The organism is Alkalimarinus alittae, from assembly GCF_026016465.1.
GTDB classification, from domain to species: domain Bacteria; phylum Pseudomonadota; class Gammaproteobacteria; order Pseudomonadales; family Oleiphilaceae; genus Alkalimarinus; species Alkalimarinus alittae.
This window is the reverse complement of the sequence record NZ_CP100390.1, coordinates 764,392-781,054: the sequence shown is the minus strand read 5'-3', so window position 1 is coordinate 781,054 and position 16,663 is coordinate 764,392. Positions and strand designations below refer to the sequence as shown.

The window sequence follows — 16,663 nt, the reverse complement described above, 5'->3', positions numbered from 1 at the left end:
TTTTGAAACCACTAATTGAAATCACTCAAAAGTACAAAAGCTCAACACGTATTGATAGCACGAACATTGACTATAAAACATTTATTGATGACTTCATTGTTCATGGCACGGTGCAGCACACCTTAGAAACGCTTGGCAGAGAGTACTCTGCGAACTCTCAGCGTGCGTTTACTATTACAGGCACTTACGGCTCGGGCAAGTCAACATTTGCACTTTTTCTTAGTTCTCTTCTTTCAAGCGATAAATCTATATGCCGCCTTGCTGACGCTAAGCTTAAAGATAAAAATATTGAAACTACCGGAATCAAGCAAAATTTTGGTTACAAAAAAGGCTGGCAAACCATCAAGCATGTCTGTGGTATGGAGCCACCTGCACAAGCAATTCTAGCCTCTGTATCGGAAGCTTTCGGGGTAAAAGCATCTCAAGAGACTATAGATGAAGCTCAAGCACTAGAAGCACTTCGTTCTCTTTTGAGCTCAAATGGCGACAAGCAGGATGGCGTTATTATCCTTTTAGATGAAATGGGCAAAGCACTCGACTACTTGGCAAAAAATAACGGCGACCTTCACCTTTTTCAAACACTCGCAGACATAATTCAACAATCAGATAATCCTATTTTGCTTATTGGATTTTTACATCAATCATTCCAAGACTATGCGTTAAGTAAAGATATTGGGACTCAAAAAGAGTGGGCCAAAGTCCAAGGGCGGTACCGTGACCTAGGCTTTAACCCTACCATAGACGAGTCACTAGTGCTTATAGGCGACTCTATTGGTAAAGATAAAAAACTTTATAATGAACTAGTAAACAAGCGCAGCAGTTCAGTTAAAGCGGTTATTCAAACCTTTAAGTCCCAGGCAAAAAATAGTGGCCCGATAAGCTCAGCACTGCCACTCAGCCCACTAGTGAGTATATTGCTCGGCCCAATTTCACGAAGACGATTCTCACAAAATGAGCGTAGTTTATTTGGTTTTTTAGCTTCGCAAGAAAAGCATGGTTTTCGTGAGTTTCTGACTGAGCACTACCAAACACTGAACGACGAGTTGCCACTATATACGACTTCTAAACTATGGGATTACTTACATTACAATCTACATCATGTCATTACATCCTCGCAGGACAGTAAACCGTGGCTAGAAGGCTGCGACGCAGTTTATCGAGCCCAGCAAAAAGGTAGCGACCTGCACACAAGTATTGCAAAAACAATAGGCTTACTAACAATATTCGGGTTTCACCATCACCTGTACGCGAAAGAAGAGTTTATTGTTGAGTACTTTGCCGCTCTAGGTTACCCAGGAAAAGATGTCCGATCTGCTGTTGCTGACCTAAATGATTGGTCGATCATTATCTTCCGGCCTCAGCACGGAGCCTGGTTTATATTCCAAGGTAGCGACATAGATATACACCAGTTAACAGATAGCAAAATTGAGTCTCTACAGCATGGAGTCGACTGGACTACAGTATGTCATTCTAATCACGCTATTCTTGCTACAAGACACTACCACCAAACAGGCACTATGCGATGGGCTAAAACGCTCGTTGTAGGCAAGATAGACAAAACATTTGAAAGCGCGCTAAAAAGCAATATTACCCCAGTAACAGGTGAGGCCTTTATTACCCTATTACTCCCTGCTAATGAAAAAATATTTGACCAACTTAACAAAAAATATGCAAATTCATTACCCATCGCAATTGGTCGTACTGACAATATTGAAAAGCTGAAAAACGCAGCAATTGAAGTTATCGCCCTTCAATCAATAGAAAAAGATGAACGGCGCATTCAACACGACCCGATTGCCAAAAAAGAACTTGAAAACCGATCGCTTATTGCAAAGCACACGCTTGATAGCCTTTTAATAGAGCTATTCAACGACGCAAACTGGTTTTACAAGAATAATAAGCTGCCAAAAAATAGCCTATCTAGCACCGTATCCAACCTTGCAGACCAGGTATACACAAAAAAGATTATTGCTATTAATGAACTTGTAAATAGATCCAAGCCATCCGGTAATGCAAATAGTGCAATTCGCAAAGTCATGGATAGAATTCTTAAAGCATCCGACGCTGAAGATTTAGGCTTTGAGGGTGATTCATTCCCTCCTGAGAAAGGTGTCTATCTTTCCTGTATCAAAGGTAAAGGGTTCCACCAAAAAACAGAAGAGGGCTACCGTTTTCCATCTCAATGGGATGAAGAAGCAATTAAAGCTAACCCTGATACCTACACCCTACTACAAGACACTATTATTTATGTCAAAGAACATTCAAAGGTGGGCCACGTTACAATGGAAGACATCTACGCATTGTGGATGAGAGCTCCATATGGCTTAACCATTGGTCTGTGCCGGTTATTTGGTCTTGCGCTACTAAAATCACTTGAAGGGCATCTTGCTTACTACGATCAAGACTCGTCAGGTCAGTATATTTTCATTCCTGAGCTTGATGAAGAGTTAATAGATAAACTTTACAAACACCCCAAAGAGGCTGCGATAAGATACTACGAGCACTCTCAAATCGAAGGGCAACTAATTAAAACGCTTGCTAAGGCAACCTTAAATAACTCCAATGCAATTGACGATGCAGTTATTCTCAATATTGCTAAACACATTGTAAAAATAATCCACAAATTACCTGCTTGGGTAAAAAAAACCAGTGGAGATATTTTCTCATCACAGATTGGTAGTTTTGGACTTACAAGTAATGCCAGGGATCTTCGCAACAAGGTCATCTCTGCTCACGATCCTTATGAACTAATACTCAAAGAGCTCCCACAAGTTTTTGGTGTAAATGTTGAGCAAAAAAACTCTGACGAGCTTATCTCTAACAAATTAAATGCAGCTATAGAAGAACTTCTTTCTCAGCATGCTCAGCTACTAGATAGCTTTAAACTGCTCCTGGAAGAAGGCCTTGCTGGTGAACTTAACGAAGAACTTAAAGAACGCTGCCAGCTAGTACTGGAAAATGCGCAACGCCCTAAAGTTAAAGAACTCGCTGGTCGTATTATTCAGGTGATTGACGGGCATCAAAAGTTAGAGTTTGTCATAAGCTTAGCCGCTGGTGTGGTCGATAAAAACTGGACAGATAAACATTTACGATCAGCGTATGATGAATTACAAAACCTATGCCTTCAATTCAGAAGAGCTGAGGCTTTTGCCAATGCTGCAAAAGGTGGTTCAGTTAGACCTGTGGCAGTCATCACCTCAGATGAAAACGGGAACTACAAAGAGTATTCTGGTTTCATTGAGGCAAGTTTTGAAAAAGATAGCGAATACACAAAAACACTTCAGCAATTACAAAGTGGCGTTAAAAACTTATCGAAAGAAAAGCAGGTAGCGTTACTCTCACAACTAATGTCAGACATCGTAAATACAGGTGAGAAAGAGGTAAGCTATGAAGGATAAAGTAAAGCATGTCCTAGGCCTATCAGGGGGTAAAGACAGCAGCGCACTAGCTCTTTACATGAAGGAGACTCGACCTGATATAGACGTCGAGTATTTCTTTACCGATACAGGCTACGAACTCCCTGAAACAAATGAGTTTATAGATCAACTCGAAGAACGACTCGGTTATATCCATCGACTAAACGGCCGCTCAATGAACGATATTGAGGGCCGCGGTGAAAAAGACTTCGCAAAGCTTCTTAAAGACAACGGCAACTATCTTCCCTCTCAGCGTGATAGGTGGTGCACCATTCAACTAAAGCTTGTGCCATTTGAGCGCTGGGTTGATCTATTCATTAAAGATGGCTACAAGATTAAAAGCTATGTGGGTATTCGAGCTGATGAGCCACAACGAACAGGCTATATGACGATTGATAAGCCTATCGAGTCTATCATGCCATTCCGAGAAGACGGAATTGTCAAAAGTGATATCGAAAATATTCTCCAAAGAAATGGGCTTGAGCTACCCGCCTATTATAAGTGGCGCTCTCGATCAGGCTGCTCATTCTGTTTTTATCAAAAGAAAATTGAGTGGTTAAAGCTTCAAGAAAATCACCCTGAGCTATTTGAAGAAGCTAAAAAGTTTGAAAAGGGAGAGTCGAATAATGTTAAAGGTGAACGCTTCTACTGGATGGGGCAAGGCCAGCCACTAGAGATACTTGAAAGCGAAGAAGCTAAAAAAAGAATTCGAGAAAACCACGAAAAACAGGTTGAACGTTTTAAACGTAAAAAGCGACGAAATGCCCTCCTTGATGGAATTGAAGACTTAGACGAGTTTGCGAACTTAGATGAAATCTATGATGAGGTAGAAGGTGGCGGGGCTTGTATTACTTGCTATAAGTAATACAGCAGGCTAGTTTTACTCTATAAGCTCAGCCACACGCTGCACAAAGGCTTTTATATCATCAACCGTAGTCTCATGACTAAAGCTCAACCGATAGGTCTTAGACGCTAAGTCGCGACCTAAGCCTATCGATGATAAAACGTGCGAAGGTTCAATTTCTTTTGATGAGCAAGCTGAGCCTTGAGCTAAACAAAAATCACGTTCCGTGTTGCGCATAAATACAACAGGATTGGTATCAGGAAGCGTAACAGAAACAATGTGCTTAACACGTTCTGCGTTTGCGCCATTAATCTGACAACGAACTCCCTTAGCCTGTAAGCCTTTTAAGAGCGTTGCTTCTAACTCAGCGTTAATTTTCGAATAACTATTCTGAAATGATGATAAGGCTGCCCCAAATCCTAAGATAAGCGGAGCGGGTAACGTCCCTCCCCTTAACCCTTCTTCCTGACCTGCTCCATGGATCACAGGAACAATATTACTGGTTCGGAGAGCTTGTATATAGAGTGCACCGATCCCCTTAGGGCCGCCAATTTTATGAGCAGTTAAAGACATGAAGTCGACATAACTATCCATTACATCGATGTCAATTTTACCAAAACTTTGGGCAGCATCAGTATGTAACTTGATTTTCTTATCGAAACAAAACTCACCTATGTCTTGAATCGGATTTATTACGCCAAGCTCATTATTAACATGCATCAGCGAGACTAGAATCGTATTTTCGGTAACTACTTCTTCAAGGAGCTGAAGAGTAATAACTCCTTCTGCATTTGGCTTAATATAACTAACCTGACAACCTAAACCTTCTAAATAAGAAAATATATTTAGTACACACTTGTGCTCTGCTTGGCTAGTAACTAAGTGTATCTCAGAGAAAGGTTTTCCACTCCCGAAAACCGCTCCTTTTATTGCCAAGTTATTAGACTCTGTAGCTCCGCTTGTAAACACAACTTCACTTGGCAAAGCGCCTATCGAATCTGCGATCTGCAAACGAACGTCTTCAACCTTTTGTGATAAAGCAAGCCCCATAATATGAGAAGAAGATGGGTTAGCGTACGATTTAAAACCTTCTTCAATACTTGATAGCACCTCAGGAAGAATGGGATACGACGCTGCGGAATCAAAATATATCATATTAGCTAAATACGTTTTAGTAAGAATGAGAAAGGAACAGTCTTATATTTTTTATTTTCTAACAGAGAGTTAGTCACCCCAAACTAAGACGGTGCCTTTATTGTTTGAGGGGAGCCTTGGGGGACATGTTAATTTCTTTTTTAATCTTAAGCAACGCCCCCTTGAGCCTCCAACTAAAATCCAGCCACTTAAAGCAACTTAGGCCCTATATAACAAAAAGTTCAACAACAAGCTAACAGCCCCCACCCAACCTTAATATGAAACCCAAAAACAACTACCACACCTTACAAGGCTGTCGTATAACATTCCCCCAACTCTTAGCCTCTTTCAGCTCGTGCGTTAACTCAAACCTAATATCTTCACATATACGATTAAGGTACTCCTCCGCTAACCTAAGGATCTCCTCGGCATAAGCCATTCGATCAAAACCACTTTCATCATTTAAATATTGTTTAGTTACGTTAATCATATCCCAAAATAAGTTAAGGCTTACATAGTGGTGAGACACCCCACAAATACTATGACTTGTAGTAAACAACCAACTGATGAAGAGACCGTCGCGTTTATTTTTTACAAATACCACCCTGTCTTCTGGAAACCCGCAAGGTATTTGCTCCCCTGATGGACTAACAGGGGGAATGACGACTTCCGGCTTACAACACCCTATCTGCATGCCGCCAAAAAGATCATCTTCTGGAATATCCATAAACGGCACAACAGGTTCTACTGAAGGTCTTTTTGCTAAATCAGGGTCAACAGTAGTGACTATTGCCATTGGCCCTCTCCAGAACTGTTTTACATGATTAATCCGGTATTCTATAAATTCACTGTCCTGACACTTTTCTTTTGTGCTAGCTAGCCTGTGATACGCTCTTGTCACTTCTGGCTTCATAATTTGCAGGTCAATCTCAGCTTGTGGGATTATTTGGCGAATAAGTAATTTTCTAATTTCAGGTAGCATTAGTTTTTCCTGCTCCGGTATCAGCTGGTTTAACCCTCGCTTAATCAGTGCCCCAATAGCTGAACGTTGCCCGTTACGAGCACACTCTAAAGTGCTCTCTTTGATCGTAATAGAGCCAATTTTTATCGCACTTAAATCAGTCTCTAAATGCTCAAAAGTGACCTTTGACGCTTCCCTAATTAACCTATTATTAGACGAATAACTCAGCCAATAATCCTTGGCTCCCACTTTTACGCCAGTAAGATACCAATCGTCATTAAGTTCAATTTCAATTTCCATTTCACTAACCCTCTTTACCTTACCTAGTTGATAATATAATATTAATTACCCATCAACTAGGTTGTCAATATTATATTTCTATGAAAATTGAAATCACACTGATTGCACTGGGCTGCGCCCAAGAGCAGCTATACGTTGTAGCTGATGTAACAGATTTATCTGTTGAAAAGAGATTCCCGAGGGCAGAGTTACTGCCTGAGCAGAACCCTGATGAAGTGGCACGTTGCTTATTAAATGAACATGCATCGTTAGACGCTCAACCAATAAAATTCTCATTCCAGCAGGCTGAACATGGCTGCATAGAACTTATTTATTATTACTTAGCACCCGGCAGAAACACTTTACCTGAGCTCAACCTAATAGCCCTATCCGCCTCTGAGGGGGTTGATGCCGCAGTGCTGACTTCATCAGTCAATGACGCGGACGCTAAACACTTACAAGCCTTCGTAAAAGACTTACAACTTAAACTGTATGGCGCAATGAACCCCACTAAAACAGTGACAGGGTTTAAAGAACTAATAGACCTACTTCCTGAAGTTTTTAATATTAAAGATTTAACGGCAACCTACAAAGCCTTAATGGGTGAGCGGCCTAAGTTTGGCACCTCTCTCATCATGCGCTTACTACCTTCTTACGTTATAAAAACAGGTAAAGGAGAAAAAGTCTTTGAGGGTCGCGGGCTAATTGAAGAGTTCGAAGATCAGGTAGGTGAAGTGGCTAGCAACTTGGCCGAGGAACATAAGGATTATTATAAAAAAGGCGGGCGACGGGCAGTAAAAGTTTACAAAAAACATCAATAAAATGGGCTTTTATTAAAACAAGCCAAAGCCGGAAACAAAGATGATATTACATATCCCACATGCTTCAACGAAGATCCGAGATACGGATAAATTCGTTGAAGCAGTTAAGGACGAAGCGATTGAAGAACTAACAGACTGGTACACAGATCAGCTTTTTAGCTACCCGCACTCAGAAAGGGTGATACCTCAGTTTAGTAGAGTGTTCTGTGATGTTGAACGGTTTAGGAATAATGAAGATGAACCTATGTCTATAAAAGGGATGGGGGTTGTTTATACCAAAGGGATAGATGGTAAAGACCTTCTTAAACAGCCATTATCACCAGTAGATGAAGAGATAATCAAATCATCTTACTATGATAAGCACCATAGGGAGTTTGCTATCAAGCTTAACCGCTCTCTTACACTTTTCCCTGAAGTCTTTATTGTGGATTGTCACAGCTTCCCCGCGACACCTCTACCTTATGAAGATTCAAGTGAAAGACCTGATTTTTGCTTAGGTACTGATGACTTTCATACACCAGTTGAAGTTGTTAATGACATTAAATCATACCTAGAGGGACTAGGGTTTAGTGTTTTAATAAACACCCCTTTTGGTGGAACCATAGTCCCGCTACAACACCTTCATAAGAATGAAAATGTAAAATCTATCATGATTGAGGTGAATAGAAAACTCTATCTAGTAGCGCCTTATACAGGCGTGAAAAGTGATGATTTTGAGAAGGTAGAAGCAGTAATAACAGGTATATTAGAAATTATAAGTGAGTATGAAATATCTAAATATTAATAGAGATCCACAACAAATAATCCGCCCCCCCTGTATAAGCAAAGATAACCGATCAATAATTCTTATCGATCATCTTTATAGGTTACTTGAATGCCTTTGGCTGCATTATTATCTATCAGATAATAATATGCATTCCCAGATTTTTTAAATTCTAAATTACCTGCTAAACGCATATGCATTAGCTCACAGTCACTTATTTTTAATACTTTCTTTGTGTCCTTACTTGAACACCAGATTTTGTGCTCCGACTTGTTTGCCATTTTTCTCCCCTCCACTAATGACTAATACGTCACAGCTTTAAAATCATTCATTTTTCATACGGTCAATTGTATAAAAACAAACTATCACGTTATAAGTTACTTAACACCTGTCGTATTTTAAATCTGTACTTTAACCAAATTAATTCAGATAACAGCGAACACCAATAGGTTCAGGCTGAAGAGATAAGCTAATACTCAGGGTCAGAGTAAAATGGCACTTGCTTAAGCTAAGTTGTTCAATTTTTAGAGTGTGCTTGCGCAACACAGGCTCAGAGTTACCCGTAGCCGCAAAACACTGTGAAATTATTCACCTCTGAATTTTATAACCCAAAACCTGTACATAATTAGACCTTTTTCGCGCCAAAGTGGCGTTCCTACACGATATTCCGTATGTTTATTGAGCCTTTGTAGGGGCGGCTCTTAGCCGCGAAACACTGTTAACGAGCACTTTCACAGCCTCGTATCGGAACCAAGAAACCCGCCTCTGGAATATTAAATAACCCACCCCTGATTACAGTCGTACCTCCTTTCATCAAGGCTACAATTTATACGTCTTAAAAACCAAATAATGTTAAAACCAGCATCAGACACACTTAAGTAAGTGTCACTCTACACAGGCTCCAATTATTTTATATAGAAAATCTACAGAGGCCTAGATAAGACTTATCGATTCAATGTTATTATTTAAAGCCTGAACTGGGGAGTGTCTTGCAGGTTTTTAGAAACCTTGTTCAGCTTCTGTTCAGGTTAAATGGATACAATTTCAATTTTTATATCACTTGAGAGAACCAAAATGTTAAAAAGGATTTTATTTACAATTTTTGTCACCCTTCTGGTGGCTTGTTCCAAGCCTATACCAGAATTTGAGTCCTATGGGCTCTTTGTAAAAACCAGCAATGGCTATGAAGAAGTTAAACCCATATCCTCTAAACAAAATGATATTAAAGGTCTAATTAAACCCGAAATTAATAAAGAAACAGTAAAAATTTATGTACATGACCCTAAGTTCAATGCAGATAAAATTGTAATTTTACAAATGGATATGAGCTTGAAGAGAAGCAATAAAGTTGAATTTTTAATTAAACCTCAAGATAAAAAGGATCTTTATGAGCTTACATTAAGCATAAAAGAAAGTTCGATGCCATTATTATTGATTAGAAGTGGAGGACTATTTTCTGCGAAGAGCTACACTCTCGCAGTGGGTGACGTGGAAGCCGAAGCCATCGCTGCAATAAAAAACATGAAAAGCTCATCGCACAACAAGCTTAAAAAAGTAAAGGGGTTTTTAAAAAGCTTTCCTGACAACAAAGAACTGCTCTTAATGCTTAAAGAGTTAGAGGTAAAGGCCGCAGAAGAGAAGGCGACAGCAAGAGCAAGACAACAAAAAAAATATGAACAAATGGCATATGAAGAAGCCAAAAAAAGTGAGATGAGATATCGTGAAAAAACAAAGTGGATCGAATCTTATCAATCGTTCTTAGCACAGTACCCTACAAGCACTTATCAGGAAGCAGTTCAACAACGAATCGAAATAATCCGTAAAGAGATTAACGATGTTCAAAAAGAGTATGATAATCAGCTTTCAAAATTCCAAAAGATCGTAGGTCAGTTTGTGAATGCAGTGGAAAATAAAGATCAAGAAAAACTAAACGCTGTTACGGTAAATAAGAGCTCTGCTAGTCAGGCTTTAAAATCGAGTAGACTTCTTAAGGCCAATTTAGGTGATATCGAAGTAGAAAAGTTCCATTATTCAAACGATAAGACCCGCAACTTTGCTTATGTAGCTATCAAAGGAGCTGACCTAAAAAGAGTTGATCTAAAGCTTACTGAAGGTACATGGTTAATCTCTGGGTATTCAATATAGCCTAGCTATTCACCGGAATTGACGATTCATAGTAAAACACCGAGCGTACAAAGTTACCTCGGTGTTTTTTCAGCATAATCAGGGTCAGAGTAGAGTTTTGTGTAGTAATCATCGCGGCCCTTTACAACAAGTCTGGTTACCAAAACCTGTTTCATTATCGGCGGCATGAACTCTCTATGGTTGATTCAGGGCGCTGCGTCTAACTATACGATATGACATAGCCGTTTTTGCCCTTTTCTTTGGCTTGATATAATGCTGTATCGGCTGCTTTTAAGACGTCATCTTTATCAACGCTTTCTATGTCGTTCACAACAGCAATACCGACACTAACGGTATAATTCACCGTTGTAGGAGGTTGTGAGTCTGCATTAACTATTACCGATAACGTCACGCCCTGACTGGTTAGCCGCTGCCCTATAACCTCGACATCGTTTTTATCTTTTAAGCTTATTGAAAATGCAAACTCCTCCCCGCCATAGCGACAAAAAACATCGTCTGCTCTGAACAGGCTTTTCAGGTGCTTTGAATACTCAACCAGAATCTGGTCACCTACATTGTGACCATAGGTATCATTAATTTTTTTGAAATCATCTAAATCAATGATACCCATTGCGAATGATAGGTTTTGACGGTTGCAGACCCCAATAAGCAATTCACTTTGTTCAAAGAAGTTTCGTCGATTGGGAATGCTGGTTAAGGGGTCGATATAGGCGATGAGTTCCAGCTTTTGTTTAGCGATCTGCAGTTCATGTGAGCGTTCCTCTACTATTTTAATCAGGTCACGCTTGAGCATCTTTAAGTCATCATTCTTATTCTTCAGCTGCTCTATAAGATACTTTCGTTCAGAGACATCTCGCTCTATGGCTGCAAAATGAGTAATTTCACCAAACCTATTAGTTAGCGGAATAATATTCATCTCGACCCAATAAGGTCGGCCGGATTTATCGTAGTTTAATAATGTTTCTGTGATACTTTCTTGATGCGTCAGTGCACGACTTATTCTAGCTCTTGACTCAGCGTCGGTAAGCTCGCCCTGCAGCATTCTAGGGGTTTCACCGATGGCTTCATCTGCAGAGTACCCCGTCAATTGCTCAAACGCCTCATTGACATAAACAATCTTTGGGCCCAAGGGGTAGGCGAGCTCTGAGGCTTCTGTCACGATAACAACGTCTTGGGTATTTTCGAGGATATCCTGATAAGAAAATAGGCTCTTAGAATCCGAAATATCATTAAACGTCACGACTATAAATCTGCTTTCGCCCCCCTGCGCCCCCTCTTGGTAGGCGTTGACTTTAAACCATACTATAGTCTCGCTATCCGCCTTTTTTAAACCCAGTATCTGATCTTGAATCCCCTCACTCAATCGTTTTACGCGATTAACCGGGTAGTCTTCAATCAATAGTCGCTTGCCACATTCATCCACAAAAAACCATTTCGGGTCCCACGCATCATGCCCAATAACGGCGTCGTAGCTCATATTTAGCAAGCGAACGGCGGTTGAGTTCGCATAAACAATTTCAGTATCCCAACGATGGATAACCACGCCAATGTATGCGTGATCAAGTAGGCGTTGTAGGCTTAAACCACTAATATCCGACATCAATTCCCCATATTTTCAGTATGTAGAATAAATTTTAGTTCAACACCATTATATTACGAGTATTTTGCGGGCGGTTACATTTACAAAAGATACATTAAACACCTCGTGGAGGTTGTATTGATCAGACCAACATCTCTGCTTTTGTTTTAATATTTTAAGAAGGACAAACCGAAATAATCAAATCAACCATTGGATCTAATGACCCTATGTGCGGTGCAATTTCAATTTTCTTATCGGGCCATTTAGCCATCGTTTTTTCTACTTCATTAGGGACATCTGTGGCAACGTGAGTACCCGCTGATAAAAAATACGGTACTATCAAGACCTCTGAAGCGCCTTCTTCGTAGCAGTTGTCGATGGCCTCTTCAATTGAGGGTGAGGCCAGTTCTAAAAATGCGACTTTTACGGCGCTAAAATCTGTAGGTAGTTTTTTCGCTACTTTATCAGCAAGCACTTCGACTTCTTCATTTGATGCTTGTCGACGACTACCGTGTGCTACCACTATTAAGTATTTCATATGTTCTCTCGATATTGATTAGAACAGCGCCGATTAGTCTGTCGCGCATACATGTTCGTTTAGGCGTTAGGTTTGTGTTTTAGTAAGTCTGTTAATGCTGACGTTAAATCTGGAAAACGGTATTCAAAAGACGCATCGAGCAAACTCACGGGCTCGACTCGTTGGCTTGCGAGCAGCAATACAGACGATTCACCTAGCAGTAGTTTTAGCATAGCACTGGGTACGGGTATAAACGCAATGCGATTAAGTGCAGTGGCGAGTTCGTCGGTAAACTGCTGATTAGTGACCGGTGTGGGGGCGACCATGTTAAATGCGCCTGCGCTGTCTTTGCTATTTATCAAAAACGCGATCGCGGCCACCATGTCTTGAATATGAATCCACGACATATATTGGCGGCCATGCCCGAGCCGTCCTCCTAAGCATAATTTGAACGGCGTCAGCATTTTTGCAAGCGCGCCCGCTTTGGGATCAAGCACAATACCTGTGCGAATATTAACAACTCTAGTGTAAGGCTCCGCCTGTTTGGCTATCGACTCCCAGCGTTGACAAAGGGTTGCGGCAAAATCGAGTGGTGCGGAGGTATCACGCTCTGTCACGACGAGGTCGCCTTGGTCACCATATATACCTATCGCCGAACCACTGATAAAGACTGACGGTGGTTTTTTACTGACACGAAATAGATCAACAAGTTGCTGTGTCACATCCCACCGGCTATCACAAATAGCCTTCTTTTGCTGGTCTGTCCAACGTTTGTCGATGATGGGCTCGCCCGCTAAGTTGATCACGCTATCGAATAGGTCTAGGTTATCTAACTTCGATAAACAGTCTATCAATACAACTCTACTTGGCAATTTGGCTTTGGCTTTTTCAGGTGAACGAGTCAGTACGGTGTACTCATGGTCTGGATACGCTTGTATAAATCGATGACCAATGAAGCCTGTTCCGCCTGTTATCAAAATTCTCATATATCACCTTTACCTTTATCGTCTACCTAAACCTGCGGTTTTTCTAACAACACACGCGCACACTGGCCAAGGTCATTAAACACCTTTTGCTTATCTTCTAGACCTGCCAATATGGCTGCAGTTCCTACTAACATGAGGTTATTATTTGAAAGCAATAGTTGAGCCACGGTCTCGGCTTCATTTTTACGCCATAGGCCATCTTGATAGTAGATACTCACTGAACGTTGACTCTTTTCTGTTATTTCAACACATGCATCAACACTAAATGGGCGTGTAATCAGCTGTACCTTGAAGCCCGCATCTGCCAGTTCCATCGCCATTAAGGCTAAACGCCAAAGCGGTGTATGGTCTCCGCAAAATAGCATTAATAGCGGATGTTTATGCTGGGTTACTTTTGTGTTGAGCCGCAATACGGCGTAACGCACTAACTCACTCTCTGCAAACAGGTAAGTGGCTTTCTTATCGTCGCCATGCGCCAATAACTCGAGGGTTGGCTCAATCAATTGCTCACGACAAATGCTGGGTGGGTAGTTCAGAAAATATTCGTCTATAAGGTGTTCTATTCGGCTGGATGAAAAAGACTGGATAGCTGCAACTAGCTTAGCAATCGGCTCTGCCCATGTATCAGCGGTATCGTACTGTTCATCGGTCTGCTCTTCTGTCAGCAACGTTTTTACTTTGCCTAACGGTACACCTCGCGCGACCAATGCTAATATTTTTTCAATTGTCGCCACATCGGCATCCGAGTACAGGCGATGCCCTTTGTTGGTTCGTTCTGGGTTTAAAAGCCCATATCGTCGCTCCCAAGCCCGTATCGTCACCGTATTAACCTTAGTTCGAGCGCTTAGCTCTCGAATAGGAAACCGAATTGACGCTGCTTGATAATCTGGTTGAGACATACCTATGCACTCTTATTCATGTCGTTTTACTCAATCCAATTATTATACAGATTTAAATTTTGTACAAGATAATAGTTGTACAAATAATTTTATTGTATAAGATAAAGCTATACAAATATTAAAGATGTATAGGTATTTAAGGGTGCATTATGAATAAAACACTAAGAGGCGTCGCTATCATCGGCGCGGGAACAGCGGGCGCATTAGCTGCAAATCAACTAAGTGCAGCCGGTTTAGACTGCTGTATTGTTGAAAAAAGCCGTGGTTTAGGTGGTCGCTGTAGTCGAAGACGTGTGCTTGATTACATTAGTGTTGATATAGGGGCACCCCATTTTTCAATCCCCTTTGATGAGCACCCTATTCTTATCGCTAACATGAACCAATGGCTAAGATCAGGCTATTTAACTGAATGGCTATTCACAACTGGTGAGTTTGAGTCACAGTCTCTGCCGGTTAAAAAAATCGAGCTCTGTGGTACTCCTTCGATGAATGCCTTTCACCGACACCTTGCGGCAGGCGTAGACTGTTTAACCCAGCGTCATGTGCATAAATTAAGCCGTGTTAACAATTATTGGCAGCTACTCGACCAACAAGGCCAGCTCATCGTTGAGGCTAAGGCTGTTATTGTGACCGCACCGGCTGAGCAAACATATAACTTAGTTGCGCTTCACGATTTAATGAGCAAAGGCCATCAACCAGGGCAGCATGACCTGATTAACAACCCTGTACTCAGTGCGGCTGAAGCAAGCCTACCTCAATATATTTGTGCCGTTACATTCGACCAACCGCAAACGCAATTATTAGATCTCTATTGCGGCGAGCATCCGGTATTTTCAAAAGCGATTAGAGCCAATAGTAAATTTAATCACTCTAACTCAATGGACCATCAAACACCTGAGGTATGGATACTCCACAGTACTCACTCGTGGGCTCAACAACAGCAACATAAAGATGCGCAAAGCGTAGCGGAGGACATGGCAAGACTGTTTTGCCAGCATTTTAATACAAGCCAAGCTAAGGTGATTACTAGCCATTATTGGCGGCTAGCGAATCATGACCATAAAGCCATCAAGCGCAGCTTTGAGGGCCACAAACCTGAAAACCAGCCTTTTATATGGAACAACACCCTAAAACTTGGTTGTTGTGCCGATTGGTTAGCGGGTGGTGGTGTGGCCGGAGCACTGAGCAGCAGTCAACATTTATGTAACCACATTACTTCACAGCTCACGCAAGAGGTATAACAAATGAACACTCAATCTATTATTGCAACAGACCAACCATCGTCTAATGGAAACATTAATATTGGGCTTAGTGCCTGTCTTGCAGGTCAAGAGGTGCGTTTTAACGGCGGGCATACTCAGTCACGATTATGTCTTAATGTGTTGAGCCAGCATTTCAATTATAAAACCTTTTGCCCTGAAGTGGCCGCAGGGTTTAGTACACCCAGACCCGCTATGAGACTTACAGGTAACCCCGAACGCCCTAAGTTGTCATTTAGCAATGATGACACCGTCGATTTAACAGACCAACTGACCCGCGGTTTTAAAGATAAGTTGTCGCAGTTTGAAGCGCTAGATGGCTATATTTTAATGAAAAAGTCACCAAGTTGTGGCTTAGAGAGAATAAAGGTTTACCAAGAAAATGGTCATCCTCATGAAACAAGAGTAAAAGGGCTTTTTGCCGAAGCGCTACAAAAACGCTACCCATTAATGCCCATTGAAGAAGAAGGCCGTCTGCACGATGCCAAGCTATATGAAAACTTTGTGTTAAGAGTGTATGCCTATCATGATTTTCGTACTGAAATATTAGCCGCGCCTAGTGTGGGTAAGCTCATCACCTTTCATAGCCGATATAAGTACATGCTAATGGCACATAACCAAAGTGCTTATAAACAATTAGGGCGACTACTAGGCACGGCTAAGAAAGAACAGATTCAGCTGTTGGTTGACCAGTATTTTGCGTTATTTATGACGGCCTTGTCTGAGCCTGCGAGCACGAAGAATCATACGAATACGTTACTTCATATATTAGGTTACTTACGAAAGTCGATTCCTTCTCAGGCCAGACAAAGCATTGCAGATGTGATCCTTAAATATAACCAAGGGGTGCTGCCTTTGATTACGCCGTTAACCTTATTGAAGCATTATCTCGATCAATACGGATCAGAATATATTCAAAACCAACGGTATCTAGCGCCCTACCCTGAGTCATTAGGGTTGGCTAATCAGCTATAACCTTCCCTTGATTCCGGTCGTGCCTCCCTTCATCACGGCTACATGCGATTCGACCTTGTAGCCGTGATGGAGTGAAACGGAATCA

The 16,663-nt window shown here is 41.3% G+C and carries 14 protein-coding genes; 7 read left to right on the top strand and 7 right to left on the bottom strand.

The features are described 5' to 3' along the window. Positions 1-2 precede the first annotated feature (2 nt). The gene (locus tag NKI27_RS03435; RefSeq protein WP_265048302.1) at positions 3-3,398 is read left to right on the top strand and encodes a hypothetical protein; all 3,396 of its coding nucleotides are present in this window, start codon (positions 3-5) and stop codon (positions 3,396-3,398) included. Beyond that, complete coding sequence (locus NKI27_RS03430; protein ID WP_265048301.1) at positions 3,388-4,281, top strand: phosphoadenosine phosphosulfate reductase family protein; 894 nt, start codon at positions 3,388-3,390, stop codon at positions 4,279-4,281. Before NKI27_RS03435 ends, NKI27_RS03430 begins: the two co-directional genes overlap by 11 nt. A gap of 15 nt (positions 4,282-4,296) precedes the next feature. Here the strand turns inward: NKI27_RS03430 and NKI27_RS03425 are convergent, their stop codons facing one another. Together NKI27_RS03425 and NKI27_RS03420 are read right to left on the bottom strand one after the other, a co-directional pair. Continuing rightward, positions 4,297-5,415 carry a cysteine desulfurase family protein gene (locus tag NKI27_RS03425; protein WP_265048300.1) on the bottom strand — a complete coding sequence of 373 codons (1,119 nt, stop codon included), beginning with the start codon at positions 5,413-5,415 and terminating at the stop codon, positions 4,297-4,299. 274 nt (positions 5,416-5,689) lie between these two features. Then, positions 5,690-6,655: a hypothetical protein gene (locus NKI27_RS03420; protein ID WP_265048299.1), complete on the bottom strand. Its 966-nt coding sequence runs from the start codon at positions 6,653-6,655 to the stop codon at positions 5,690-5,692. A gap of 80 nt (positions 6,656-6,735) precedes the next feature. On the opposite strand from NKI27_RS03420, the gene NKI27_RS03415 reads away from it, so the two are divergent. Then, entirely contained in the window at positions 6,736-7,455 is a 720-nt protein-coding gene (locus tag NKI27_RS03415; protein WP_265048298.1) for a hypothetical protein, read from the top strand. A gap of 40 nt (positions 7,456-7,495) precedes the next feature. Beyond that, on the top strand, positions 7,496-8,239 hold the full coding sequence (locus NKI27_RS03410; RefSeq protein ID WP_265048297.1) for an N-formylglutamate amidohydrolase: 744 nt from the start codon (positions 7,496-7,498) through the stop codon (positions 8,237-8,239). A 62-nt stretch (positions 8,240-8,301) separates the two neighbouring features. On the opposite strand, the gene NKI27_RS03405 is transcribed toward NKI27_RS03410, so the two are convergent. Further along, the gene (locus NKI27_RS03405) at positions 8,302-8,499 is read right to left on the bottom strand and encodes a hypothetical protein (protein WP_265048296.1); all 198 of its coding nucleotides are present in this window, start codon (positions 8,497-8,499) and stop codon (positions 8,302-8,304) included. Positions 8,500-9,250: 751 nt separating this feature from the next. Here NKI27_RS03405 and NKI27_RS03400 point away from each other — a divergent pair. After that, positions 9,251-10,363 carry a hypothetical protein gene (locus tag NKI27_RS03400; RefSeq protein WP_265048295.1) on the top strand — a complete coding sequence of 371 codons (1,113 nt, stop codon included), beginning with the start codon at positions 9,251-9,253 and terminating at the stop codon, positions 10,361-10,363. 199 nt (positions 10,364-10,562) lie between these two features. Here NKI27_RS03400 and NKI27_RS03395 read toward each other — a convergent pair whose 3' ends face one another. From NKI27_RS03395 to NKI27_RS03380, 4 genes are all read right to left on the bottom strand, one after another. Then, a complete protein-coding gene (locus tag NKI27_RS03395; protein ID WP_265048294.1) occupies positions 10,563-11,963 on the bottom strand; it encodes a sensor domain-containing diguanylate cyclase in 1,401 nt (466 codons plus the stop codon). 154 nt (positions 11,964-12,117) lie between these two features. Then, the gene (locus tag NKI27_RS03390) at positions 12,118-12,480 is read right to left on the bottom strand and encodes a sirohydrochlorin chelatase (protein WP_265048293.1); all 363 of its coding nucleotides are present in this window, start codon (positions 12,478-12,480) and stop codon (positions 12,118-12,120) included. Positions 12,481-12,539: 59 nt separating this feature from the next. Beyond that, positions 12,540-13,445 carry a TIGR01777 family oxidoreductase gene (locus NKI27_RS03385; protein ID WP_265048292.1) on the bottom strand — a complete coding sequence of 302 codons (906 nt, stop codon included), beginning with the start codon at positions 13,443-13,445 and terminating at the stop codon, positions 12,540-12,542. A 26-nt stretch (positions 13,446-13,471) separates the two neighbouring features. After that, complete coding sequence (locus NKI27_RS03380; protein ID WP_265048291.1) at positions 13,472-14,344, bottom strand: MerR family transcriptional regulator; 873 nt, start codon at positions 14,342-14,344, stop codon at positions 13,472-13,474. A gap of 149 nt (positions 14,345-14,493) precedes the next feature. Between NKI27_RS03380 and NKI27_RS03375 the strand changes: the two genes are divergently transcribed. Continuing rightward, positions 14,494-15,585, top strand: a complete 1,092-nt coding sequence (locus tag NKI27_RS03375; RefSeq protein ID WP_265048290.1) for an NAD(P)/FAD-dependent oxidoreductase — start codon at positions 14,494-14,496, stop codon at positions 15,583-15,585. Between the two features lie 3 nt (positions 15,586-15,588). Next, on the top strand, positions 15,589-16,578 hold the full coding sequence (locus NKI27_RS03370; protein WP_265048289.1) for a YbgA family protein: 990 nt from the start codon (positions 15,589-15,591) through the stop codon (positions 16,576-16,578). Positions 16,579-16,663 lie beyond the last annotated feature (85 nt).